The 24,160-nt window shown below is 50.9% G+C and carries 33 protein-coding genes and 4 pseudogenes; all 37 read left to right on the forward strand.

The features are described from left to right. Positions 1-64: 64 nt before the first annotated feature. The 37 genes and pseudogenes from flxA (at position 65) to MKQ70_RS36510 (ending at position 24,155) form a co-directional block, all read left to right on the forward strand. Positions 65-1,582, forward strand: coding sequence for a flexirubin biosynthesis tyrosine ammonia-lyase FlxA (gene flxA, locus MKQ70_RS36345; RefSeq protein WP_248080501.1), 1,518 nt, complete (start codon positions 65-67; stop codon positions 1,580-1,582). Positions 1,583-1,608: 26 nt separating this feature from the next. Continuing rightward, positions 1,609-2,337, forward strand: a complete 729-nt coding sequence (gene flxB / locus MKQ70_RS36350; RefSeq protein WP_248080505.1) for a flexirubin biosynthesis SDR family reductase FlxB — start codon at positions 1,609-1,611, stop codon at positions 2,335-2,337. Between the two features lie 171 nt (positions 2,338-2,508). Further along, the gene (locus MKQ70_RS36355; protein ID WP_248080508.1) at positions 2,509-2,712 is read left to right on the forward strand and encodes a hypothetical protein; all 204 of its coding nucleotides are present in this window, start codon (positions 2,509-2,511) and stop codon (positions 2,710-2,712) included. Next, the gene (locus MKQ70_RS36360; protein WP_248080511.1) at positions 2,669-3,664 is read left to right on the forward strand and encodes a beta-ketoacyl-[acyl-carrier-protein] synthase family protein; all 996 of its coding nucleotides are present in this window, start codon (positions 2,669-2,671) and stop codon (positions 3,662-3,664) included. Before MKQ70_RS36355 ends, MKQ70_RS36360 begins: the two co-directional genes overlap by 44 nt. 102 nt (positions 3,665-3,766) lie before the next feature. After that, positions 3,767-4,024, forward strand: a complete 258-nt coding sequence (locus tag MKQ70_RS36365; protein WP_248080514.1) for an acyl carrier protein — start codon at positions 3,767-3,769, stop codon at positions 4,022-4,024. Next, a complete protein-coding gene (locus tag MKQ70_RS36370; RefSeq protein WP_248080517.1) occupies positions 4,024-4,932 on the forward strand; it encodes a lysophospholipid acyltransferase family protein in 909 nt (302 codons plus the stop codon). Before MKQ70_RS36365 ends, MKQ70_RS36370 begins: the two co-directional genes overlap by 1 nt. Before the next feature lie 101 nt (positions 4,933-5,033). Continuing rightward, entirely contained in the window at positions 5,034-5,456 is a 423-nt protein-coding gene (locus MKQ70_RS36375) for a hotdog family protein (protein WP_248080520.1), read from the forward strand. A gap of 12 nt (positions 5,457-5,468) precedes the next feature. Next, positions 5,469-6,119, forward strand: coding sequence for a hypothetical protein (locus MKQ70_RS36380; RefSeq protein WP_248080523.1), 651 nt, complete (start codon positions 5,469-5,471; stop codon positions 6,117-6,119). A gap of 221 nt (positions 6,120-6,340) precedes the next feature. Continuing rightward, on the forward strand, positions 6,341-6,568 hold the full coding sequence (locus MKQ70_RS36385; RefSeq protein WP_372490171.1) for an acyl-CoA thioesterase: 228 nt from the start codon (positions 6,341-6,343) through the stop codon (positions 6,566-6,568). A 78-nt stretch (positions 6,569-6,646) separates the two neighbouring features. Beyond that, positions 6,647-7,729 carry a beta-ketoacyl-[acyl-carrier-protein] synthase family protein gene (locus MKQ70_RS36390; RefSeq protein WP_248080529.1) on the forward strand — a complete coding sequence of 361 codons (1,083 nt, stop codon included), beginning with the start codon at positions 6,647-6,649 and terminating at the stop codon, positions 7,727-7,729. Between the two features lie 7 nt (positions 7,730-7,736). After that, positions 7,737-7,982 (forward strand): annotated as a pseudogene (locus MKQ70_RS43140) (SAM-dependent methyltransferase); the annotation flags it as partial. 338 nt (positions 7,983-8,320) lie between these two features. Beyond that, on the forward strand, positions 8,321-8,569 hold the full coding sequence (locus tag MKQ70_RS36395; protein WP_248080532.1) for a methyltransferase: 249 nt from the start codon (positions 8,321-8,323) through the stop codon (positions 8,567-8,569). 47 nt (positions 8,570-8,616) lie between these two features. Continuing rightward, the gene (locus MKQ70_RS40685; protein WP_282456983.1) at positions 8,617-8,748 is read left to right on the forward strand and encodes a hypothetical protein; all 132 of its coding nucleotides are present in this window, start codon (positions 8,617-8,619) and stop codon (positions 8,746-8,748) included. Between the two features lie 92 nt (positions 8,749-8,840). Continuing rightward, positions 8,841-9,284 (forward strand): annotated as a pseudogene (locus MKQ70_RS40690) (NAD(P)/FAD-dependent oxidoreductase); the annotation flags it as partial. 206 nt (positions 9,285-9,490) lie between these two features. Further along, complete coding sequence (locus MKQ70_RS40695; RefSeq protein WP_308199602.1) at positions 9,491-9,811, forward strand: NAD(P)/FAD-dependent oxidoreductase; 321 nt, start codon at positions 9,491-9,493, stop codon at positions 9,809-9,811. Positions 9,812-9,843: 32 nt separating this feature from the next. Continuing rightward, entirely contained in the window at positions 9,844-10,095 is a 252-nt protein-coding gene (locus MKQ70_RS36405) for a hypothetical protein (RefSeq protein WP_248080535.1), read from the forward strand. Between the two features lie 72 nt (positions 10,096-10,167). Next, positions 10,168-10,509: a beta-ketoacyl-[acyl-carrier-protein] synthase family protein gene (locus MKQ70_RS36410; RefSeq protein WP_248080538.1), complete on the forward strand. Its 342-nt coding sequence runs from the start codon at positions 10,168-10,170 to the stop codon at positions 10,507-10,509. Then, positions 10,506-10,685 (forward strand): hypothetical protein, encoded by a 180-nt coding sequence (locus MKQ70_RS36415; protein ID WP_248080541.1) that lies wholly within the window; start codon positions 10,506-10,508, stop codon positions 10,683-10,685. Before MKQ70_RS36410 ends, MKQ70_RS36415 begins: the two co-directional genes overlap by 4 nt. Position 10,686: 1 nt before the next feature. After that, positions 10,687-10,944, forward strand: a complete 258-nt coding sequence (locus MKQ70_RS36420) for a phosphopantetheine-binding protein (RefSeq protein ID WP_248080544.1) — start codon at positions 10,687-10,689, stop codon at positions 10,942-10,944. Further along, on the forward strand, positions 10,944-11,762 hold the full coding sequence (locus MKQ70_RS36425) for a beta-ketoacyl synthase N-terminal-like domain-containing protein (protein ID WP_248080546.1): 819 nt from the start codon (positions 10,944-10,946) through the stop codon (positions 11,760-11,762). The genes MKQ70_RS36420 and MKQ70_RS36425 overlap by 1 nt, the downstream gene beginning before the upstream one ends. A gap of 14 nt (positions 11,763-11,776) precedes the next feature. Continuing rightward, positions 11,777-11,872 (forward strand): annotated as a pseudogene (locus MKQ70_RS36430) (hypothetical protein); the annotation flags it as partial. A 4-nt stretch (positions 11,873-11,876) separates the two neighbouring features. Beyond that, complete coding sequence (locus MKQ70_RS36435) at positions 11,877-12,140, forward strand: hypothetical protein (RefSeq protein WP_248081908.1); 264 nt, start codon at positions 11,877-11,879, stop codon at positions 12,138-12,140. Between the two features lie 5 nt (positions 12,141-12,145). Continuing rightward, a complete protein-coding gene (locus tag MKQ70_RS36440; RefSeq protein WP_248080549.1) occupies positions 12,146-12,784 on the forward strand; it encodes a beta-ketoacyl synthase N-terminal-like domain-containing protein in 639 nt (212 codons plus the stop codon). Next, the gene (locus MKQ70_RS36445; RefSeq protein ID WP_248080552.1) at positions 12,778-13,191 is read left to right on the forward strand and encodes a hypothetical protein; all 414 of its coding nucleotides are present in this window, start codon (positions 12,778-12,780) and stop codon (positions 13,189-13,191) included. Before MKQ70_RS36440 ends, MKQ70_RS36445 begins: the two co-directional genes overlap by 7 nt. Beyond that, the gene (locus tag MKQ70_RS36450; RefSeq protein WP_248080555.1) at positions 13,185-13,961 is read left to right on the forward strand and encodes a polysaccharide deacetylase family protein; all 777 of its coding nucleotides are present in this window, start codon (positions 13,185-13,187) and stop codon (positions 13,959-13,961) included. The genes MKQ70_RS36445 and MKQ70_RS36450 overlap by 7 nt, the downstream gene beginning before the upstream one ends. Then, positions 13,954-14,586, forward strand: coding sequence for a flexirubin biosynthesis/transport protein LolA2 (lolA2, locus tag MKQ70_RS36455; RefSeq protein ID WP_248080558.1), 633 nt, complete (start codon positions 13,954-13,956; stop codon positions 14,584-14,586). Before MKQ70_RS36450 ends, lolA2 begins: the two co-directional genes overlap by 8 nt. Next, positions 14,564-15,177, forward strand: a pseudogene (gene lolB2 / locus MKQ70_RS36460) (flexirubin biosynthesis protein LolB2). Before lolA2 ends, lolB2 begins: the two are co-directional and overlap by 23 nt. Continuing rightward, positions 15,177-15,548, forward strand: coding sequence for an ApeI family dehydratase (locus MKQ70_RS36465; RefSeq protein WP_248080563.1), 372 nt, complete (start codon positions 15,177-15,179; stop codon positions 15,546-15,548). The pseudogene lolB2 and the gene MKQ70_RS36465 overlap by 1 nt, the downstream one beginning before the upstream one ends. Next, positions 15,548-15,913 carry a glycosyltransferase family 2 protein gene (locus tag MKQ70_RS36470; RefSeq protein ID WP_248080566.1) on the forward strand — a complete coding sequence of 122 codons (366 nt, stop codon included), beginning with the start codon at positions 15,548-15,550 and terminating at the stop codon, positions 15,911-15,913. Before MKQ70_RS36465 ends, MKQ70_RS36470 begins: the two co-directional genes overlap by 1 nt. Positions 15,914-15,945: 32 nt before the next feature. Then, positions 15,946-16,749 carry a DUF2062 domain-containing protein gene (locus tag MKQ70_RS36475; protein WP_248080568.1) on the forward strand — a complete coding sequence of 268 codons (804 nt, stop codon included), beginning with the start codon at positions 15,946-15,948 and terminating at the stop codon, positions 16,747-16,749. 58 nt (positions 16,750-16,807) lie between these two features. Next, positions 16,808-17,305, forward strand: a complete 498-nt coding sequence (locus MKQ70_RS36480) for a hypothetical protein (protein WP_248080571.1) — start codon at positions 16,808-16,810, stop codon at positions 17,303-17,305. Beyond that, positions 17,302-20,607 (forward strand): 1-acyl-sn-glycerol-3-phosphate acyltransferase, encoded by a 3,306-nt coding sequence (locus tag MKQ70_RS36485; RefSeq protein ID WP_248080574.1) that lies wholly within the window; start codon positions 17,302-17,304, stop codon positions 20,605-20,607. Before MKQ70_RS36480 ends, MKQ70_RS36485 begins: the two co-directional genes overlap by 4 nt. Next, positions 20,594-22,219 (forward strand): phytoene desaturase family protein, encoded by a 1,626-nt coding sequence (locus MKQ70_RS36490; RefSeq protein WP_248080577.1) that lies wholly within the window; start codon positions 20,594-20,596, stop codon positions 22,217-22,219. Before MKQ70_RS36485 ends, MKQ70_RS36490 begins: the two co-directional genes overlap by 14 nt. After that, positions 22,110-22,718, forward strand: a complete 609-nt coding sequence (locus MKQ70_RS36495) for a C45 family peptidase (protein ID WP_248080580.1) — start codon at positions 22,110-22,112, stop codon at positions 22,716-22,718. Before MKQ70_RS36490 ends, MKQ70_RS36495 begins: the two co-directional genes overlap by 110 nt. Continuing rightward, positions 22,670-23,518, forward strand: coding sequence for a C45 family autoproteolytic acyltransferase/hydrolase (locus MKQ70_RS36500; RefSeq protein ID WP_248080583.1), 849 nt, complete (start codon positions 22,670-22,672; stop codon positions 23,516-23,518). Before MKQ70_RS36495 ends, MKQ70_RS36500 begins: the two co-directional genes overlap by 49 nt. After that, a complete protein-coding gene (locus MKQ70_RS36505) occupies positions 23,512-23,778 on the forward strand; it encodes a hypothetical protein (RefSeq protein WP_248080586.1) in 267 nt (88 codons plus the stop codon). The genes MKQ70_RS36500 and MKQ70_RS36505 overlap by 7 nt, the downstream gene beginning before the upstream one ends. After that, entirely contained in the window at positions 23,775-24,155 is a 381-nt protein-coding gene (locus MKQ70_RS36510; RefSeq protein ID WP_248080589.1) for a holo-ACP synthase, read from the forward strand. Before MKQ70_RS36505 ends, MKQ70_RS36510 begins: the two co-directional genes overlap by 4 nt. The last annotated feature ends 5 nt before the right edge of the window (positions 24,156-24,160 follow it).

The raw sequence follows: 24,160 nt of genomic DNA on the forward strand, positions 1-24,160 counted from the left end.
TTTGAGCACTTTTTTACATAATCAAATAATTTAATTTAAGATAATGGTTGTAATAGGAAGTAAGTTGCTTTCTCTGCAAGAGGTGCAGCAGGTGTTGTTAGAAGGCGCGAAGGTGGAACTGGATGCTGCCGCAGTGGCGAACGTGAAGGCCAGCTTTGAGTTTCTGAAAACATTTTCTGCCAAAAAACTGATTTACGGTATTAATACCGGTTTTGGTCCAATGGCTCAATACCGCATCAGTGATGAGGATACACACCAGCTTCAGTACAACCTGATCCGCAGTCACAGTTCCGGCGCCGGCAAAATACTGCCCCCGCTGGCTACCAAAGGTTTGATGATCGCCCGCCTCAGCAGCTTTATGCAGGGTTTTTCCGGCATTCATCCCGAAGTAGTGGAACTGCTGCGCGACATGATCAATCACAACATCTACCCTTGTGTATATGAGCACGGAGGCGTGGGCGCTTCCGGCGACCTCGTACAGCTGGCGCACCTTGCGCATACGCTCATCGGCGAAGGAGAAGTGGTTTATGAGGATAAAATTCAGATTTCGGGAGATGTGTTCGCCAAACTGGGCCTCAAACCCATCGGCGTACACGTGCGCGAAGGACTGGCCATCATCAACGGTACATCGGCTATGACCGGTGTGAGCCTGGTAAACATCATTTACGCCAAACAGCTGCTCGCCTGGAGCGCCGTATTGTCGGCTATCGTAAACGAAGTCGTGGAAGCATTCGACGATCACCTGAGCGCCGAACTGAACGCCGTGAAAAAGCACGTTGGCCAGAACCGCATCGCGGAAATCATGCGCGGAGTGCTGAAAGACAGCAAAATGGTGCGCCACCGCCCGGACCACCTCTATAAAGAACTGGAAGAAGAGATTTTTAAAGATAAAGTACAGGAATATTACTCCCTCCGCTGCGTGCCCCAGGTACTGGGTCCCGTGTACGACACGCTGCTGCATGCAGAACGCGTGGTAGTGGAGGAACTTAACTCTGTGAGCGATAATCCCGTTGTAGACCACCACCAGAAGAACGTCTTCCACGGCGGTAACTTCCACGGCGACTACATTTCCCTGGAAATGGACAAAGTAAAAATCGCGATCACGAAACTGAGCATGCTTTCTGAGCGCCAGCTTAACTACCTGATGAACGATAAGCTGAACCACAAGTTCCCGCCGTTCATGAACCTGGGTAAACTGGGCTTTAACTTCGGCATGCAGGGCGTACAGTTTACCGCTACCTCCACGGTGGCCGAAAACCAGACGCTGAGCTTCCCGATGAGTGTACACAGCATTCCCAACAATAACGACAACCAGGATATTGTTAGCATGGGTTGCAACTCCGCCGTAATGACCAACAGGGTGATAGAGAACACTTTTGAGGTGCTGGCGGTACAAACCATGACACTTTTGCAGGCGGTGGATTACCTGAATTGCCAGGAAAGATTGTCGCCCGCATCACACAAGATATATCAGGATGTAAGGGCAATTTTCCCTAAATTTATTGATGATGCGCCGCGGTTCAATGATGTGAAAAACATCAAAACATACCTGATGGCTACGGAGCCTGTCCACATTTTTTAAGCTAAAACATCTAATAACATTACACTATGAAGTGTGCATTAGTAACAGGCGGATCCAGGGGTATTGGCAGGGCAGTGTGTTTGAAAATGGCGGAGTTAGGCTACCATGTGGTGATCAATTATAAAGGTAACCAGGCTGCGGCGGAAGAAACACTGGCGGCGGTGCGCGCGAAAGGCGCCGACGGTGAGCTGCTGCAGTTCAACGTGGGCGATGCCGACGAAGTGCAGCGCGTACTGGGCGGCTGGGTAGAAGGTAATAAAGAGAAACATATAGAGGTGCTGGTAAACAATGCCGGTATCCGCGAAGATGTACTGATGTTCTGGATGAACACAGATCAATGGCGTAATGTGTTAGGCCCCAGCCTCGACGGTTTTTATTATGTAACCAAACAGGTATTGAATGGGATGCTGCTGAAGCGTTACGGCCGTATTATCAACATGGTAAGTTTAAGTGGACTGAAAGGTACGCCCGGACAGGTAAACTATTCTGCCGCCAAGGCCGGTATTATCGGCGCTACAAAAGCACTGGCGCAGGAAGTGGCCAAACGTGGCATTACGGTTAACGCGGTGGCCCCGGGTTTTATCCGTACAGATATGACCGCAGAGCTGAACGAAAAGGAGTTGTCGGCCCAGGTACCGATGAACAGGTTCGGGACCCCGGAAGAAGTAGCCGAAGCAGTGGCTTTCTTCGCCTCCAAAGGCGCGTCCTATATTACCGGTGAGGTGCTTTCCATTAATGGCGGCATCTATTCTTAAGCCTATAACTTTTGTCATAATATTGAACAGCTTGTAATACGGCCCGGGTTTTGCATATGCCGGGGAAGATTACAACGCAACGTTGCGCCTTACTAACTATTGAGTGATTATGAATAGAGTCGTGATTACAGGCCTCGGCGTTTATTCCTGCATCGGGAAGAACCTGGGGAAGTGAAAGATTCATTATATCATGGCCGTTCCGGGATCATATACGACCAGGAACGGAAAAACTTCGGCTACAGGTCGGCACTCACCGGCTTTGTAGAACGTCCCGATCTGAAGGGGCTGCTGGACCGCCGTGCCCGGCTCATGATGCCCGAGCAGGCGGAATTTGCGTATATGTCTACCCGCGAAGCCCGGCGAAGGCCGGTTTAGATCAGGATTACATCGAGAAAAAGAGGTAGGCATCCTGTTCGGCAATGATAGTTCTGCCAGACCTACGGTAGAAGCGAACGACATTATACGCGAAAAGCACGATACGATGCTCGTAGGTTCAGGTTCTGTGTTCCAGACGATGAACTCTACCGTTAACATGAACCTCGCCACTATCTTCCGTTTAAAAGGGATCAATTTCAGCGTAAGCGCAGCCTGTGCGAGCGGTTCCCACGCCATTGGGCTGGGATACATGTTCATCAAAAACGGCATGCAGGATACTGTGGTATGCGGCGGCGCGCAGGAGATCAATATTTACGCCATGGGTAACTTTGACGCGATCGCTGCTTTTTCTGTGCGCGAAAGCGATCCGGCAAAAGCTTCCCGCCCGTTTGACCGCGACCGCGACGGCCTGGTGCCCAGCGGGGGAGCGGCCACCGTGGTGCTCGAAAGCCTGGAAAGCGCACAACGACGTGGCGCAAAGATCCTGGGAGAAGTGTTGGGATACGGATTTTCCAGCAATGGCGCCCATATCTCCAACCCCAGTGTCGACGGCCCGGTACGTTCGCTGGAAATATCACTGAAAGATGCGGGACTAAAACCGTCTGATATTCAATATATTAATGCACATGCCACCTCTACACCCGCCGGCGATGCCAGCGAAGCGAGGGCTTTGCACGAAGTATTCGGCAGCAGCAGGCCGTACGTGAGCAGCACAAAGGGCATGACCGGCCATGAGTGCTGGATGGCGGGCGCCAGCGAGATCGTATACTCCATGCTGATGATGGAAAACGGTTTTATCGCGCCTAATATCAATTTCGAAAATCCGGATGAGGATTCGGCTAAACTTAACATCGTTACCAGTACTATTAATAAGAATTTTAATATATTTTTGTCCAATTCTTTTGGCTTTGGAGGAACTAATTCTTCCCTGGTGATAAAGAAGTGGGATTGAGTTATTCTTATTAATTTTGCAGTGTGATGATTCATTTCCCGGTTGTAAGCGGCCGGGAGCATTGTTTAACTCTTTTCAACCTATATCTGGAACTAAATAATTATGGAAGTTAACGAGATCATAGCGAGGACGAATGAATTCCTGGTAGAGGAATTTGAAGTTGCGCCTGAAAGTATTACACCTGCAGCGAACCTGAAAGCGACACTGGAGCTTGACAGCCTGGATTATATTGACCTGGTGGTAGTGATCGAAAGCAATTTCGGTTTTAAGGTAAAACCCGAGGATTTCCAGGGTATTGTTACCTTCCAGGACTTCTACGACTACGTAATTGCCCGTCTTAAACAAAAAGCGCTGGTATAATGCCTTCCTGGCAGGGTAAATCCAAAGGGAACAAGCTGGGGTACAGTATATTCATTGGTGTGTTGCGGTATGGAGGTGTGCGCCCGGCATATTTACTCCTTTATTTCGTTGCAGGCTACTATTTCCTGTTTTCCCTCAGCTCTTCACGACCCATATTCCAATATTTTCGTACGAAACTCGGATATAGCAGGTGGCGTAGTTTACGCTGCCTGTACCTTAACTACTACGTGTTTGGCCAAACGCTGATCGATAAGATCGTGGTGATGGCCAATATCCCCAATCCCTTCACCTTCGAATTCGATGGCGAAAGGCACCTGCACGACATGGTCGCCGGTGGTAAAGGCGGCATCCTGCTCAGCGCGCACCTGGGTAACTGGGAAGTGGCAGGCCACCTGTTCACCCGCCTTCAAACAAAAATCAACATCGTGATGTTCGACGGAGAGCACGAACGGATCAAGAAATACCTGTCGTCCGTGACCGGCGAGCGGGTGATCAACGTTATCGTGATCAAAGACGATCTTTCCCATATTTACGCCATCAGCGACGCACTGCAGCACCGGGAACTGATATGCATGCACGCCGACCGCTTTATGCCCGGTAACAAAACCCTGGCAGCCCCATTCCTGGGCGAAGAAGCCCTGTTCCCGCTGGGCCCTTTCCAGCTGGCCGCCACCTTTAAGGTGCCCGTATCGCTTGTTTTTGCATTTAAAGAAACCAGTACCCACTACCATTTGTACGCTACCCCACCCCGCGGGTACCATGGCCGCCGCCGTGAGGGCATACAGGAGGCCATCAACGATTTCGCTGCCGCTATGGAACAAAAGGTGAGGCAGTACCCCGTACAATGGTTCAACTATTACGACTTCTGGGACAAGTCGCAGGCGGCCCCGGCCGGGGATAAAGCCTGAAACTTCCGTAAATTGCAGTCCAGCCAACGATAATCACCGCCCAACTTTAGGAAAAGGTGTATTACATTTGCGCGTGCGGTTTTAAAACTGAACTATTAGCCATGTTAGTTACGAAAGAAGAAATTACGCAATACATTCCCCAGCGACCTCCGATAGTGATGGTGCACCGGCTGTTAAGCGCTGACGATACGGGTTTACGTACCGGTTTTGATGTGGAGCCGGACAATGTATTTATCGAAAAAGGCGTTCTGATGCCACCGGGACTGGTAGAGAACATCGCCCAGTCGGCGGCGGTACGCGTTGGCTACCTGGCCAAACAACGTAACGAACCCGTGCCCATCGGTTATATTGGCGGGATCAGCAACCTCGAAGTACTGGAACTGCCTGCAGCCGGCACCAGCATCGAAACCACCATCGCCATCGAAAGAGAAGTAATGGGCGCCACTATTGCCAAAGGGAGTGTGTTCCAGGACGGAAGGCTACTGGCGGAGTGCGAAATGAAGATTTTTGTCCCTCAAAAATAAAGATAGATAAACATGAACCTGAAACACGTATTTTTTGCAGCAGCGGCAAGCCTGGTACTGAGCGTAAACGCGAAAGCCAGTGGTATTAAAGACTTGTTCAACGCAGACAAGCAATTGACTTATTTTGGCATCGATTTTACCCAGGCGCGCCTTATCGGTGACGAAGCAGCGAACCAGGACGATATCATTGAAAAACAATTTCCTTCCCTGAACGACCCGGTGGTGAACGAGCCGAAGAAATTCAAACTGGCAGATGCATTTCACAGAAGCCGCATCGATACCGACCTGGAAGAAAGCCACAAGAAAAACAGCAAGATCAACGCCGATAAACTGAAGTCTTCCAAATCGGCTGATTTCCACCGCCTCACACCGGCCGATATCGACGCAGTAGTAAAAACTTATAGCTTTGCTGATTACAAAGGACTGGGTGTACTGTTCGTATGCGAAGCCTTCTCTAAAACCGAGAAAGCGGCATCTTACTATGTAACCGTAATCGACCTGGCAACTAAAAAAGTGCTGCTTACAGAACGTATGACCGGTGAAGTAGGTCGTTTTGGCGGCTTTGGTTTCCGTAACTACTGGGCTAACCCGGTAAAAGAAATCATCGACGCGATCGATAAATCTAAATACAAAGCACGGAGGTCCAAATACGGCGGCGAATAATTCAGTTTAAACAAGAGAGATAACATTTCATGCAAGTATTGAGTGACCGCGCAGAGATCCTGGTTAAATTTAATGAAGCCGACCCGCTCGGCATCGTGTGGCACGGCCACTATGTACGTTATTTTGAGGACGGGAGGGAAGCTTTCGGCAACAAATACGGTCTTCGCTACCGGACATCTATGCCCACGGGTATACGGTGCCGGTGGTGAGCGTGGAATGTAATTACAAAATCGCTCCGGTACGGCGACAGCGTGATCGTGGAAACACGGTATGTAAACACGGCTGCTGCCAAGCTCCGGTTCGAATATACTTTATACAACGCAGCTACCAGGGATGTTGTGGCTACAGGCAGCACCGTACAGGTGTTTCTTGATAAAGACAAAGCCGAGTTGCAGTTGGTGGCCCCGGACTTTTTCCTGAATTGGAAAAAGGAACATGGTTTGATATAATCTGGTGAATGATGAAACAGGTGTTTGTAGCAGCAGATAATATTATTTCCCCTCTTGGGAACACCACGGCGACCAATTTTGACGCGGTCCGCCGCGGCGATAGCGGCATTCGTCGGCACAGCGATACCTCCCTGGCGGCTGCGCTTTTTATGGGGCGTTGATAGACGGGGGCAACTGGCGTCCTTTAACGGATCGGGGTATACGAAGTTCGAGCAGCTGTGTGTATTGTCCATACAAAATGCCTTATCGCAAACTTCGATTCCGGTCGGGGATCAGCGTACCGCTTTTATCCTATCCACCACCAAAGGCAACATTGAAAGAATTGCCGATAAAACGGCGCCTCCTTCTGCGCTGCAGTTATTTCCTGCTGCGCAGAAGATCGCCGCACACGTTGGCATCACCACGCAGCCTTTGGTGATCAGCAACGCCTGTATTTCGGGCTTGCTCGCCCTTATTGTGGGACAACGGCTCATCCGCTCCGGCCAATACGACCAGGTGATCGTTACCGGCGCAGATGTGTTTACGCAGTTTGTATTATCGGGCTTCCAGTCGTTCCTTGCGGTAAGCAATGAACCCTGCAGGCCCTTCGACGCGGCCCGCAATGGCATTAGTCTGGGCGAAGCCGCGGCCACGGTCATTTTAACGGCTGATGAACGTTTGTCGCGCGGTATTGTACTGGGCGAGGGCGCTTCCAGCAACGACGCCAACCATATTTCCGGTCCCTCGCGTACCGGTGAAGAACTGGCCGGCGCTGTGTTGAAAGCCATTCAACTATCGAAACTTACAACTAACGATATCGGCTTCGTTTCTGCGCATGGTACGGCCACGCTGTATAACGATGAAATGGAGGCCAAAGCATTTAACTTCGCAGGGTTGCAGGAAACGCCCGTTAACAGCCTGAAAGGCTATTACGGACATACCCTGGGCGCGGCCGGACTGGTAGAAGCGATCATCGGGATGCAGGCTTTACAGCAGGACGTAGTACTACCTACGAAAGGCTATAGCGAACATGGCGTACCTGTGCCATTGAACGTGAGCCACGGTGAGCCACAAACGCGCAACATGCGTCATTTTTTGAAAACCACCTCCGGTTTTGGTGGCTGCAATGCCGCGATGGTATTCAGCAAAACCGGCAATATGTCAACTTTAAACCGAACTTAATAACAGCATGCAATTCTTTAACAAGGAAACGAAAACCGCTTTGCAGGCCAAGGAGCAGGCGCTCTGGATAGCATTTGCCCCCATTGTGTTTCAGGCGTCCAAAGCGTTACGCGACCTGGGTATCTTAAAAGCTATTGCCGACAATGGCATGAAAGGCGTAACCATTGAAGAAATTATCGATAAAACCGGCCTTAGCCGCTATGGCGTTCGCGTACTGCTCGAAGCCGGCCTGGGCATGGAAATGCTGATTGTCAACGAAGAGAAAAAATATGTGCTCACCAAAACCGGCCACTTTATTGAGCACGACCAGCTGACCCGCATCAATATGGACTTTAGCCACGACATCTGTTACAAAGGCATGTTCCATTTGCAGGAAGCAATCACCGAGGGCAAACCCGCCGGTCTGAAAGAACTGGGCCCCTGGGAAACCATCTACGAAGGACTTACCATCCTGCCGCCGAAAGAGGGCAAAAGCTGGTACGACTTTGACCACTATTACTCCGACCTCGCATTTCCGCAGGTACTGCCGATCGTATTCAGGACAAACCGAAAAAGCTGCTGGACATCGGCGGCAACACCGGTAAGTTTACCATGGCTTGCGTCGCGTACGATCCGGAAGTGCAGATCACTATATTCGACTTGCCGGGACAGGTGGCGCGCGCTACCAAAAATATTACCGAAGCAGGTTATATCGATCGTGTATCCTTTCACGTGAATAACATCCTGGACGAAAGCATTCCTTTCCCGAAAGATTTTGATGCCATCTGGATGAGCCAGTTCTGGACTGTTTCTCCGAAGCGGAGATCATTTCTATCCTCAGCCGCTGCCGCGAGGCACTGAGCGATAATGGCAGTGTATACATCCCGGAACCGTTCTGGGACAAGCAGGTGTTTAAAGCCGCGGCGTTCAGCCTGCAGCAAACATCGCTGTATTTTACCGCCATGGCGAATGGTAACAGCCAGATGTACTATTCAGAAGTGTTTTACGAGTGCGTGAAAAAGCGGGACTTCAGATTGTAATGGAGAATCACAGCATGGGGCTGAGCTATACGCTGCTCCAATGTAAAAAGGCTTAAGCCCAACTAACAATAACATCCAATTTGCACGCCTTTATGAAAACAGAAAAAGTCGACGTACTGGTAATAGGTGCAGGCCCCGCGGGAACGGTTGCCGCATCCATTATTCACCAGGCCGGGTATTCGGTTAAAATTGTGGAGAAACTTAAGTTCCCGCGTTTTGTAATCGGAGAAAGCCTGCTGCCCCGTTGTATGGAGGCGTTGTCCGAAGCCAAATTCGTGGACGCCCCGGAACAACGCGGCTATCAGAAGAAGTACGGCGCCAAGTTCGTGAAAGGAGAAGCCATCTGTGATTTTACCTTTCAGAACCAGTTTACGGACGGCTGGAAGTGGACCTGGCAGGTTCCCCGCGCTGATTTTGATACCACGCTGGCGAACACGGTGCAGGAGATGGGTGTGCCCGTTGAATTTGAAACTACGGTCACAGCGATCCGGTTTAATGGGTCGGATTCTGTAACAACCGTAGAAGATATCAACGGTAATCAGAAAGAAATTGAAGCGCGTTTTATTGTAGACGGCAGCGGATATGGCAGGGTAATTCCGAAGCTTTTCAACCTGGAAAAGGAATCGGTATTGCAGCCGCGCAAAGCGTTGTTCGCGCATACGGTAGACGTGAACCGCCATATGGATGCAGAGCCGAACCGTATTACCGCGGTGGTGCACAAAAAGGCACCTGGATCTGGATCATCCCATTCTCTACGGGTATTACATCACTTGGTTTCGTCAGCGATCCTTCTTTCTTTGAAGGATTTGAAGGTACCAATGAAGAAAAGTACCGTGCGATGCTCGAGGCCGAACCTTTTACCGCGGAACGTTTCCGTGGTGTAGACCTGGCCTTCGAACCCAGGATACTGGAATCCCGGAGCGCTACGACCGATAAGTTTTACGGAGAGGGTTATGTACTCACCGGCAACGTAACCGAGTTCCTGGACCCGATCTTCTCGTCCGGGGTAACATTGGCTACGGTATCCAGCCAGACAGCCGCCAAACTGGTGATTAAAAACTGAAGGGCGAGGCAGTAGACTGGGAAAAGGAATACATGGAACCGACCATGCAGGGCGTAAACGTATTCCGTTCCTATGTGATGGCCTGGTACGAAGGCACGCTGGACACCATCTTCTTCCGTCCGAACCCGGATGAGGAGATTAAAAAACAGATATGTTCCGTACTGGCGGGATATGTGTGGGATACGAGCAATCCATTCGTGGCGAATCACGATACAGCGCCGAAACGTTTGGCGCGTACCATTATCGCTACTGATAAAATAAGCAGTTTTGGAAATAAACATTAACGCATATACGCTTATCCGCCCGTTTGAGGTAGTGAAGAACGGCGAACAGCTGGTTTCCGGGGAGCCGGCCCATTGCCCGATTTTCTCCGCAGCCTGTACGACCGCTTTGCCGGCCAGTATCAGAAGTTTCATAAAATGGACTTACTGAGCAAACTGGGCTGGCTGAGTACGGAGGTGTTGTTGCAGGATATATCTTTATCGCAATATGCGCCCGAAGATATCGCCCTGGTGTTCGCCAACCGCAGCGCCAGCCTGGATACCGACGAGCGTTATTACGAAACGGTAAGCGATATTGCCAGTCCGGCATTGTTCGTGTATACGTTGCCGAATATCGTTATCGGTGAAATCAGCATCCGGCACAAGTTGAAAGGGGAGAACGCCTTTTTGTGCAGGATACATTCGATACCGGGATGATGACTGCCTACGTTGAACAATTACTGGCCACTGGCGCGGCGAAGGCCTGTGTCTGCGGCTGGATAGAACAATACCACGAGGATTTTGAAGCAGCGATATTTTTAGTTGAAGGAGATGCCCGTGGTGTGGCTTTGCCCTTTACCGCGGAACAAGTTGAAAAATTGTATCAATCATAATATGGAAAAGTTGATGTCAGATCTGAAAGCCCAGATCATCGAACAATTGAATTTGCAGGAAGTGAAGCCCGAAGACATCGGCGATGATCAGCCGTTGTTTAAAGACGGACTGGGGCTCGATTCGATCGATGCGCTGGAGCTGATCGTGTTGCTGCAACAGCACTACAACATTCGCATGGCCAACCCGGAAGATGGTCCTAAAATCTTCCAGTCGGTGCGTACCATGGCCGAGTTCATTACCGCAAATCAAAAAGCGTAATGAGCGGCAAGGTGCTGGTAGCCGGCGGCGGCGTGATTTGCGGCATCGGGCATTCGCTGGAGGCCTGCCTGCAAGCGTTTGCTCATATGCAACCGGGCATGGGGCCCATGCAATACCTGCGCTCCATCCATAAAAACACATTTCCTGTTGCGGAAGTAAAGGCTGATAACGCAGCGCTGGCGAAAATGACTGGTCTGCCCGAAAGTACCACCCGCACGGCTTTGCTCAGTATGGTTGCCGCAAAGGCAGCGTGGGAGAGCACCGGTTTGGGGGATATCGCCCAATACCGCACCGCGTTTGTTTCTGCCAACACGGTTGGTGGTATGGACAAAACGGAAGACTTCATGGAAGACTTCCTGCCGGACAATACCAAAGGTCGCCTGAGAGGCGTAGTGAACCACGAATGTGGCGCCATTACCGAAGTGGTGGGCGACGCACTGGGTATTACGCATCATATGTCCACTATTTCCACGGCCTGTTCTTCCGGCGCCAATGCCATGATGTATGGCGCGCGCCTGATCAAAAACGGCATTGTAGACGTGGTGATCGCCGGTGGCACTGATGCGCTCACCCGCTTTACCCTCAACGGTTTTAATACCCTCATGATCCTTGATCAGCAAAAGTGCCGTCCGTTCGACGATACGCGCACCGGCCTGAACCTGGGTGAAGGCGCCGGATACGTGGTATTGGTATCGGAGGAGATCGCGGCAAAGCTGCCGGACGGGCCCTGGTGTAGTTTAAGCGGTTACGCCAATGCGAACGATGCTTATCACCAAACGGCCTCTTCGCCAGACGGTACCGGTAACTACCGGCGATGAAGGGTGCCCCGGAGATGGCTGGAATTAAGCCTTCCGAGGTGGCTTACATCAACCTGCACGGTACTGGTACGCAGAACAATGACGTGTCGGAAGGCACGGCTATAGTAAGGCTCTTTGGGGAAGATGCGCCTCCCGCGAGTTCCACCAAATCGTTCACCGGGCACACCCCTGGGCGCGAGCGGTGGTATAGAAGCGGTGTTCAGCGCACTGGCGGTGAAAGAGGGCATCATTTATCCGAATGCGCAGTTTACCACGCAGATGAAGGAACTGCCGTTTTCGCCCGTCACCACTATTTCCAAAGGCAATAACCTGCCGCATGTGATGTCCAATTCGTTTGGCTTTGGCGGCAACTGTTCGAGTGTAATTTTTTCAAGATAAAAGGAATGAAAGCATACATACAAGGCGCTGGTTGTATTTCTCCGCAGAACACTGCGGCGGACGAACCGTTCCTGGAAAGTGTGAGGTCGTACGAAGGCAATCGCCTGTCTGTAGCCGATCCTGACTACAAGCAGTGGATCGATATTAAACTGATCCGCCGGATGAGCCGGGTGATCAAAATGGGGGTAGGCGCTTCACAGCGCTGTTTACAGGATGCCGGTATTACCATGCCCGATGCGATCATTACCGGCACTGCGTACGGTTGTTTGGCCGATACGAGCGTGTTCCTTTCCAAAATGGTGAGTCAGCAGGAAGAAATGCTGACGCCGACCGCATTCATTCAAAGCACACACAATACCGTAGCGGGACAAATCGCGCTGATGCTCGGTTGCCACGCTTACAACAATACATTCGTGCACCGCGCCTTTTCATTCGAAAACGCGCTGCTCGACAGTCTGATGATTCTCCGGGAAGGTCAGGCGAAAAATATACTCGCCGGCGGTCTCGATGAAATTACCGATCACAGTCACGCTATTCTCCAACGTTTCGGTTTGTTCCGTACTAACAGCAATGACAGTACGCAATTGCTGGCTCATACCGGCGAAGGCACGATCAATGGGGAAGGAGCAGGGTTTTTATGCTGAGCAGTGAGAAGGGCAATGCTGTTGCGGAATTGCAGGTGCCTGCCACGCTGTACAAACCAGCTGATCAAGCCGCCATTGGAACATTTGTTCAAACTTACCTGGGAGATGCAACGCCGGATGTCATTATTACCGGCCGCAGCGGCGACGCTGCAAACGATGCCGCATTGAACGCTTTGGAGGATGAACTTTTCGCCGGTAAGCCGGTGGTCGGGTTCAAACACCTGAGCGGCGAATTTCCAACGGCTTCTGCCTTTGCAATGTGGATGGCGGTGCAGCTGCTGCGTACGCAACAAATACCGGAGGTGGTATTGCTGAAAGGCGCGGCTGCCACATCTTTCAAAAATATATTAATCGTAAACCAGTACCGGGGCACGCACTACTCGGCAATGCTCGTAAAAGCATGTTAAAATACAGCACCATACGCATCCTCTTCGCGGCGGCCTTTTGCGGGTCGCTGGTATTCCATTTTATGAATGGGCCGGTGGCATGGTGGGTATGGATGATGATGGGCGTTTGCTTTGCAGCAGTACTGGCCTGGGGCGCGACCGACATCTCCCTCAGCTTTTTTACACCGGTGCACAACCGGGCGGTCACCACGGAGAAACAGGTGGCCATCTCGTTCGATGACGGGCCGGCCCGATCGCACACCCCGGAAATACTCGATATTTTAAAGGAGCATCAGGTGCCTGGTGCTTTTTTCTGTATAGGGGAGCGTGCCGCGCAGGAGCCGGGTTTACTGCAACGGATACACGCGGAAGGACATGTAATTGGCAACCACAGCTATTCACACGCCTTCTGGTTCGATATGTACGGGGCGGCCAAAATGCTGGAAGAGCTGCGCATGGCCGATGCGGCTATTGCAGCAGCGATTTCCCATCAACCTAAACTATTCCGGCCACCTTATGGCGTAACGAACCCTAACCTGGCGAAAGCCATCCGCAGCGGCGGTTACAGCACCATCGGCTGGAGCATCCGTTCATTGGATACCGTGGCTAAAGACACGCAGTTGTTGTTGCAGCGGGTGTTAAAGAATGTTCGCCCCGGCGATATATTCCTGTTCCACGACACCTGCCGGATTACGGTACAAATATTGCCTGAATTGATCGAAACGCTGCGTCAACGCGGCTTTTCCATTGTGCGGGTAGATAAACTATTAAATGTGAAGGCATATGCGTAAATGGATATGGATCATTGCCTGCCTGGCCACCACGGCGGTGCGGGCACAGAGTCCCGGTTTTAAACCGGCGGCCAATCTCGAACAGTTTAAACAACAGTTCGCGAAAACGGCGCAGCAGACGAAATCGATTAAAAGCGATTTCGTGCAGGAAAAGAACTTGAGCATGCTGAGCGAGAAAATCACCAGTAAGGGAAAATTCTGGTTCAAGAAAGAAGATAAGGTGAAAATGGAATACCAGACGCCTTCTTACTACCTGGTGATCATCAACGGAAAAGATATCAAAACAAAAGACAGCCAGAAGGAAAACCGCATTTCCGCGAAATCGAGCAAGGTGTTTCAGCAGGTAAGCCGTATTACGGCCGATTGTGTGCAGGGTAATGTGTTGAACAACGCCGACTTCTCCACCAAAGTATTTGAGAACGCACAGTTCTACCAATTGGAGATGACACCGGTAGCCAAAGGCATTAAAGACTATTTTAAGAAGATCGTGTTGTGGGTAGATAAAAAGGATTACGCGGTAACGAAGCTACAGATGCAGGAACAGAGCGGGGATGATACCGTGATGAGTTTCGTGAATAAGGAAACGAACGTAAACATTCCCGATGAGGTATTTGCTGTTAAGTAGTCTGTTTTTACTAGGCGCCTGTACCTCCGCGTACAAAGGCCTGCAGCCGAAAGCCGGCGATGCGGCCTGCGTAGAGCGCTTCCTGCCGCAGTACAGCAACACGGTGATGTACAACACAACCGTGGATGTGGTGGGCAATCACTTTTCGGGCCTGCTGCTTTTCAAAAAATGGAAGACAGCAGCATGCGCATCGTGTTCACCAACGAAATGGGGTTTAAGTTCTTTGATTTTGAATTTGATAAAGACGGCGGCTTTACCAAACATTACATGATGGCCAAAATGGATAAAAAGGCCGTGGTAAAGACATTGCGCAAGGACTTTGAAATGCTGCTGCTGCGCTACGACTTTTCGAAGGCCACTGTGCTGGAAAAAGATGCGCTGCAGTACGTTAAAGTAAAACTGGATAAAGGGGACGTATACTATATTACATCCCCCGATTGCCGGGAGCTCGTGAAAATACAAAACGGTTCTAAACGCAAGCCGGTCGTAGATATCTGGATGAAGGACTATAAAGCAGGTATTCCCGATTCTCTTTACATTGAACACAAGAAATTCACATTTAATATTTCATCACAACGCGTGAAAAAATAATGTTAGCAGGAAAATTTTACACCGTCACACAGCAGGAAAACACCGGCGAAGTAGTAAATGCGACGATCGCATTTAACGCCGGCCACCCGATTTTTGAAGGCCACTTTCCCGGTCAGCCCGTTGTCCCTGGTGTTTGCATGATGCAAACGATCCAGGAAATTCTGGGCGATAACCTGCAAAAGGAAGTCATGGTGCGCAAAGCGTCCAACATGAAATTCCTGAACATGATCGATCCGAACGTGCAGCCGCAGGTAGATGTGGAAATCAAGTATGCCGCACTGGAAACAGCTGAATTAAAAGTAACCGCGCAGATTAAAAGCGCCGAACTGGTGTTCCTGAAGTTCCGGGGACTTTTTACCGTTAAACAGTAATGCAGACGCCCGCTCCATACGATGCCCGCTTCGAGGCGCACAAGGCTTGTGTGCTGATTCCCACGTACAATAACGCCGGCACCCTTGGCGATGTGATCCGTTCTGTGCTTGCCCTCACGCGCCACCTCATCGTGGTAAGCGATGGCGCTACCGATGCTACGGCCAGAGTGCTGGAAGATTTCCCGGAACTGCAGGTAGTGGCCTACACGCCGAACGGCGGTAAGGGACATGCGCTGCGCCAGGGCTTTCGTTATGCATTGTCGCAGGGCTACGAGCATGCCATTACGATGGATAGCGACGGGCAGCACTTTGCCAGCGACCTGCCTGTCTTCCGGATAAACTGGACGAAGGTCAGGACGCATTAGTCATTGGTGCCCGCAACCTGCAACAGGAGAACATGCCGGGTAAAAACACCTTTGCCAACAAGTTTTCGAACTTCTGGTTTTACGTGGAAACCGGCATCAGGGCGCCGGATACGCAGAGCGGTTTTCGCCTGTACCCGATTCACCGCATGGGCCGCATCCGTTCCATCTGCAACAAATATGAATTTGAAGTAGAGGTGATCGTGCGTTCGGCGTGGAAGGGCATTAAAATAGACTGGGCGCCAATCAAAGTATATTATCCGCCGAAGGAGGAAAGAATTTCGCATTTCCGTCCGGGGCCGGACTTCACGCGTATCAGTGTGCTCAACACCGTGTTGGTGACGATCGCTTTCCTGTACATCAAGCCGCGCGATTTTATCCGCGCCATGATGAAGGCAGAGGGCAGAAGGGCTTTTATTGAGCAGCATATCGTTAACCGTGAGGAGTCGAATATGAAAAAGGCATTGTCGGTGGGATTCGGCGTATTTATGGGCATTGTTCCCATCTGGGGCTTCCAGATGATCGTAGCCCTCGCACTGGCCGCCTGGCTGCGGTTAAATAAAGGATTGGTGATCATCGCCGCCAATATCAGCATTCCGCCAATGGTGCCGCCGATCATTTTCCTGAGTTTTTTGATGGGAAAGGTGTGGGTTGGAAGGGATGCCACCGATCTATTTTTCAGCAAAGGGTTGTCGCTGGACAATATCCAGCAAAACCTGGTGCAGTATATTTTAGGCGCTGTTACACTCGCTGTGGTGGCGGGTGTAGTGTGCTGGCTGGTAACCTGGCTGCTCCTGAGCATTTTCCGCCGGAACGTGGTAAAGCAGGCTAATTCGTAATTATGGGTAACTTTTTTATAGCGATTTACAACTTCTTCGAAAAGCGTAAAACCCTCCTGTGGCTTTTCACTGCGCTGAGTTTTGCGCTGGTGGCCTTTTTGCCTCACGCATCCGGCTGGAAGAAGATATTACCCGTATACTTCCCCGTGATCCTAAAATAGATCGTTTACAGCAATTCCTGCAAAGCTCACGCTTCGCGGACAAGCTGGTGCTTACTTTTTCCCAGGTTGATACCAGCGGGGAAGCGCAACCCGACAGCCTGACCGCCTTCGCCGCCGCATTTACCGAACAGGCCGGGGTAAGGCTGCAACCCTACATTAAAACGATGCAGGCGCAAACGGACGATGCAACCATGCTGGAACTGATGGGAACTATCCGCGATCACCTGCCCATCTTCCCGGAAGAAAAAGATTATGCCCGTATCGATACGCTGATACAACCCGCCACCCTGCAACAAACGCTGTCTTCCAACTATAATACGCTGCTGTCGCCCGCCGGCATGGTCATGAAACAGATGATCCAAAAGGATCCTGTAGGTATTTCCTGGCTGGGGTGAAAAAACTGCAACAGTTGCAGGTAGACGGGAATTTTGAATTGTACGATAACTATGTGGTGACGAAAGACCTTCGTCACTTAATGATATTTATTACACCTTTGAATCCGCCGGGCGCCACCGGTAGAAATGCCGTTTTCTTAAAAGAACTGGATGCGCAGCTGGACAGTCTCCGGCAACATTTCCCCGGCGTGGAAGCGTCGTACTTCGGCGCTACTGCTGTATCGGTGGGCAATGCGCAGCAATTACGGCAGGATACCATATTTACACAAGGTATTACGGTGCTGCTGCTCGTAGTGCTCATCGCCCTGTTCTTCCGGCGCAAACGTGCACCGTTAGTGGTGATGTTGCCCGTAGCATTCGGCGGACTGTTCTCCCTTGCAATGATATACCTCGTGCAGGGCAGCATTTCCGTGATCGCGCTGGGCGGGGGCTGCGTGGTGTTGGGCATTGCGGTGAACTATTCGCTGCATGTATTTAACCACTACAGGCATTTGCCGGATATCCGCCTCGTGATCAAAGACCTCGCGATGCCGATGACCATTGGCGGCTTCACGACAATTGGCGGTTTCCTCTGCCTGCAGTTCGTGAAATCGCCGATGTTGCAGGATACGGGCCTGTTCGCGGCATTCAGCCTGGTAGGCGCTGCGCTGTTCTCGCTCATCTTTTTACCTCATTTTATTGTGCTGGGCAGACGGTCTGAAACGCCGCCGGCCTCGCACAACATCATTGATAAACTGGCTGAATACCGCCCGGAACGTAACAAGTACCTGGTGTACGGCATCCTTGCCCTTACGATCGTGTTCTTTTTCACGATGCGTAATGTTGGTTTCGAAAGCGACATGATGCGGATGAACTTCATGTCCGGTAAGCTGAAAGTGGCGGAGGACAAGCTGAACCGTATTAACCAGTACGCCGCACAAAACATATACCTGTTATCGGAAGGCAATACACTGGACGAAGCCTTACAACACCGCGAAGCCCCGGAGCCGCAGCTGGCGAAGCTCACCGGCGATGAGGCAATCAGGAAATCTGCCGGTGTAGCGGGGTTATTGCTCTCCGAAAAGGAACAACGCGCCCGCATTGCCCGCTGGAACGCTTACTGGACGGCGGAAAAGAAACAACAGTTATTGGCGGCGCTGAAGAGCGAAGCAGCGCAATATAAGTTCAAAGCCGATGCCTTTGCGCCATTCGAAGAGTTGCTCAATAAGCAACACGAAGTATTGCCGCCCGAAGCATCCGGACTACTGGGCGCTGGTCTCCTGGCCGATTTTGTGACAGCGGAGCAGAACAAAACATCGGTCGTCACGATCTTAAAAGTGGATCCCGCTAAAAAGAAAGAAGTGTATGCTTTGCTCGACGGCCGCGACCATACCGTTATTTTCGATAAACAATACACCGCTAACCGTCTTGCAGAAGTCATACAGGAGGAGTTTAATTCCATTGCACGGATGACGGGGCTACTCGTATTCGTAGCCCTGCTGATTTCCTACGGCCGCATCGAACTGGCGCTGATCACCTTTATTCCAATGTTGCTCAGCTGGGTGTGGATCTTAGGCATCATGGGCATGTTCGACATCAAGTTTAACATCGTAAACATCATCCTTTCTACTTTCATTTTTGGTTTGGGGGATGATTACAGCATCTTCACGATGGACGGCCTGCTACAGGAGTACCGTGTTGGTGGCAAGCACCTGCCGTCTTTCAAGTCTTCCATCTTTTTCTCCGCGATTACGACCATACTGGGTTTAGGCGTGTTAATATTCGCAAAACATCCTTCGTTGCGCTCCATCGCCTTGATTTCGATCATTGGTATCGGCTGTGTGGTGTTGATTTCGCAGGTAATGATCCCTTTCCTGTTTAACTGGATGATCACGAACCGTGTGAAGAAAGGCAAGTTTCCCTGGACGCTGCACGGCTGGTTGAAATCGGTGTTTTCACTGACGTATTTCGCGGTAGGCAGCTGGATACTCACCCTGCTGGGCTGGATTTTTATCAAACTGAACCCGATTAAAAGCGAGCGGATAAAGTATATCTATCACGTGCTGCTGTCCAAATATACCTGGTCGGTATTGCACATCATGGGTAACGTGAAGAAGAAGATTATAAATGATGTGGGCGAAACGTACGACAGGCCTGCGGTCATCATCAGTAATCACCAGTCGTTCCTCGATATCCTGGTATCCACCATGATGTATCCGAAAGTGATTTTGCTCACTAATGACTGGGTGTGGAAATCACCTGTTTTTGGCGCCGTGGTGCGGATGGCCGATTATTACCCCGTAGCGGACGGCGCGGAGGGAAGCGTGGACAAGGTACGGGCAAAGGTAGCACAGGGTTATTCGGTGGTGGTGTACCCCGAAGGTACACGTTCGCCGGATGGCAACATGAAACGCTTTCATAAGGGCGCGTTTTATCTTGCCGAGCAACTGGGGCTGGATGTATTGCCTATGATCATTCATGGTACCGCTTATACGATGTCAAAAAGCGATTTCTTGCTGAAAGACGGGTATGTGACCATAAAGTACCTGCCGAGAATTAAGCAGGATGATCCAAGCTGGGGTGAAGGTTATGCGGCGCGAACAAAGTCGATCAGCCGCTATTTCAAAAAGGAATATGAGCAACTGCGCGCCGAATGTGAGGTGCCGAAGTTTTACCGCGAGCAGCTGATCTACAATTATATTTACAAAGGGCCGGTGCTGGAATGGTACATGCGCATCAAAACAAAACTGGAAAATAATTACGAGCTTTTTAACCAGCTGGTACCCAAACGGGGAAAGGTGCTGGATATCGGCTGCGGATACGGTTTCCTGAGTTACATGCTGAACTGGGTAGAACCGGGTCGCGACGTTACCGGGGTGGATTATGACGAAGACAAGATCGCTACGGCCAGCCATGGTTTCCTGCGGAATGACCATATCAATTTTGTTCATGCTGACGTTACACAATATGCGTTCGGCCACTATGATACGTTCATCATCAGCGATGTGCTGCACTACCTGCGGCCCGAGGCCCAGGAGCAGCTGATCACCCGCTGCATCGAACACCTGAACCCGGGTGGCAGTATCATCATCCGCGATGGTGATGCCGAACTGGAAGAACGCCACCAGGGTACAAAATTGACAGAGGTGTTTTCAACGAAAATCCTCGGCTTTAATAAAACGGGTAATGAACTGTCGTTCCTGAAAGCCAGCACCATTAAAGCGCTGGCCGCCAAACACGGCATTGCCCTGCAACAGATCGATCATACGAAATTTACTTCCAATATCATTTTTGTACTGAAACACGAACATGCGCACATTTGACGTAGTCATCATCGGTAGCGGCCTTGGCGGCCTGGTTTGCGGAGCCATCCTCAGCAAACACGGCTACCGTGTGTGTATATTAGAAAAGAACCAGCAAACAGGTGGCTGCCTGCAAACTTTCAGCCGTGATAAGGTACTGTTCGACAGTGGCGTGCACTATATCGGCAGCCTGGATAAAGGGCAATCGCTGTATAAGATATTCAGCTACCTCGGTATTATGGACAAGCTGAAAGTCCAGCGCCTGGACGATGCTTTTGACCGCATCATCTTCGACGGCGATCCGGTGGAGTATACGCTGGAACAGGGTTACGATAAATTTATCGCCGGCCTGGTGTCACAATTTCCGCAGGAAGAAAAGGCGATACTGCAATATTGTGCGGCCATAAAAGATACCTGTGCGTGTTTTCCGCTGTACAACCTGCGCTGCGGCACCGCGGAGGAGAAGCAATCTGTATTGGGTATCAACGCAAAGGATTTTATTGATAAGCTTACCGATAACCCGCGACTGCGGCAGGTGTTGGCAGGCAATAACCTGTTATACGCCGGTGTACCGGATAAAACGCCTTTTTACGTCCATGCGCTGATTACGAATAGTTATATCGAAAGCTCCCGGCGTTGCGTGAACGGCGGTTCGCAGCTCGCGAAACAGCTGGGGCGTGTAATAACGGACAATGGCGGGGTGATAGAACGGCATAAGGAAGTCATCAAAATAACCGAAGAAAACCGTGTGGTGAGCCATGTTACGATTGCAGGCGGGGAGCAGATCGGTGGCAAACATTTCATTTCGAATGTGCACCCGGTGAAAACACTGGAGCTGCTCGATAGCGATATGATCCGCGGGGCTTACCGCACAAGGCTCACGGGTTTAGAAAACTCTATTTCCTCGTTGATGCTCAATATTGCATTGAAGCCGGGCAGCTTCCCTTATTACAATTACAACCTGTACCTGCACGAGTCATCGGACGTGTGGGCTGCGGTAAATTATACGGAAGATACATGGCCGGGTTCACTGGGCGTGTATTTCCAGCATAACACCCATAATGAAGGGTTTTCTGATGGCATTTCCGTGGTGGCTTACATGCGGTACGAAGAGGTCGCGAAATGGGCGGACACTTATAACGTTGTGTCGCACGAAACGGCGCGCGGTGCGGATTATGAGGCGTTTAAACAGGCGAAGGCGGAAAAGATTATCAGCATCCTGGAACGGCGGTTCCCGGAACTGCGGTCGGCCATGCGCTCGTACACCGTGGCGACGCCGCTTACGTTCCGCGACTATATGGGCACGGGCGACGGCTCCATATACGGCATTTTAAAAGATAGTGAAGATCCTATGCGGACGCTGGTTTCGCCGCGTACAAGGATCCCGAATTTGTATCTTACCGGGCAAAACCTGAACTTGCACGGTATCCGGGCGTTACCATCAGTTCGGTGCTCACAAGCGGGGAACTGGTTGGCCTGGAGCAATTACTGGAAGCGATTAACAAGGCATAAAATTGGAAAAGATGAAAAAGCGCAGCGGATGGAGAATATTTGGAAAGATCGTTCTGTGGACGATCGGCGTGTTGTTGGTACTCATCATCGCGTTGGGTATTTACGTGGTGCAGGCAGGTAAAATGAACCCGCCGGTGGTGGCCGATACAACGTCGCTGCAATGGGAACGTAAGCAGATTAGTCCGACCGCCTACACCCCGGGCAACAGCTGGTTCCGCAAAAGCCAGAGCGGTTTGTACGAAATGTACGTCGAAGGCAAGCCTTTCGAAAGAGGCGTGGTGTACGGGAAACTTGCATCGGAGCTCGTAAAGCGCCAGGAAGATGCGTTTACCGACCAGATCAAAAAAATGATTCCATCAGAGAGTTACCTGAAATTCCTTAAATACTTTATTGGCTTCTTCAACCGCCATTTGCTGGCGCATGTGATCGAAGAGTATCAGCAGGAAATTTATGGCGTATCCTTTTCGGCTTCGGATAAATATGATTTTATCGGTACCAACTTCGGCCGCATCATGAACTATCATGCCGCGCACGATATTGGTCACGCCCTGCAAAGCATGGCCCTGGTGGGTTGTACGTCGTTCGGTACTGGAATGGCCGCTCTGCCGACAGCAGTCTGATCATCGGCCGCAATTTCGATTTTTATGTGGGAGATAAATTTGCGGAAGATAAGATCGTTGCGTTTTATCGTCCCGAGGCCGGGCATAAATTTATGATGGTGACCTGGGGAGGCTTTACTGGCGTAGTTTCCGGGATGAATGACCGGGGACTTACCGTAACGATCAATGCCGCGAAAACAGATTACCCGACTGGGTCTGCCACCCCGGTGTCGCTGGTGGCGCGGGAAATACTGCAATATGCGGGCAACATTAAAGAGGCATATGCCATCGCGCAGAAACGTAAAATGTTTGTTGCCGAATCGTTCCTGGTAGGTTCTGCTGCAGATAACCGCGCTGCACTGATCGAGAAAACGCCCGACACTATTGCGCTTTACGATCCGAAAGGAGATGAGATCACCTGTGCAAACCATTTCCAGAGTCCCGAGTTATCGAAACTGGAATCGAACGGGGTGCAGATGAAAGAAAGTGCATCACCTTACCGGTACGAGCGTTTGCATGAGTTGTTACAGCGTAACGGTCCCAATACGGTGCAGAAAACGATCGATATCCTCCGCGACCAGCGTGGGTTACACGATAAGAACATTGGTATGGGGAACGAGAAAGCCGTGAACCAGCTGATCGCGCATCACGCTATTGTGTTTGAGCCGAAGCAGCTTAAAGTGTGGGTGTCTGCCGCGCCCCGGCAGCTGGGCGAGTTTGTGGCGTACGATCTGAATAAAATATTTGCCATGAATGGCCTGTCGTCTGATCACGAGGTGTGCGACAGTGCGAATATTATTCCGGCCGATACTTTTTGCTGACGCCGGATTACAAACGGTTTGTAGACTTCAGGCACCTGAAAGCCGCCATCAGCGATGGCAAAGAAGTAGACGTGAAAAGGCTGGTGGCAGATAATCCGGAATACTACCACGCATACGTGCTGGCGGGTGATTACCTGTTTAAACGCGCACGTTACCGGGAGGCGCTGCCTTACTACAAGGCCGCCCTTACCAAAGTGATCGCTACCAAACCGGAGGAAAATCACATCCGCAAACGCATTGAAGAAATCAATAAAAAATGATTATTGGAATAGGAACAGATATCGTGGAAGTAGACCGCGTAGCCGCCAAAATAGAGAAGGGCAAAGGCTTCCGCGAGCTGGTGTTTACACCGCACGAAATCGCCTATTGTGAAGAGCAGACGAATAAGTACGAAAGCTATGCCGCCCGTTTTGCCGCCAAAGAGTCGTTTCTGAAAGCGCTGGGAACGGGGTACGGATATGGTGGCGTACATTTTTACGAGATAGAAATACGGAACGACGCGGCCGGCAAACCCGAAGTTCACTTGCTGGGCGCGGCGGAGCAACTGTATAAAGAACGAAACATCCGCCAGGTATCCGTTTCGCTTTCGCATGTAAAAGCAATGGCCACGGCTGTTGTGATCATCGAAGGACTTTAAACTGA

This window comes from Chitinophaga sedimenti, from assembly GCF_023156195.1.
Lineage (GTDB): Bacteria > Bacteroidota > Bacteroidia > Chitinophagales > Chitinophagaceae > Chitinophaga > Chitinophaga sedimenti.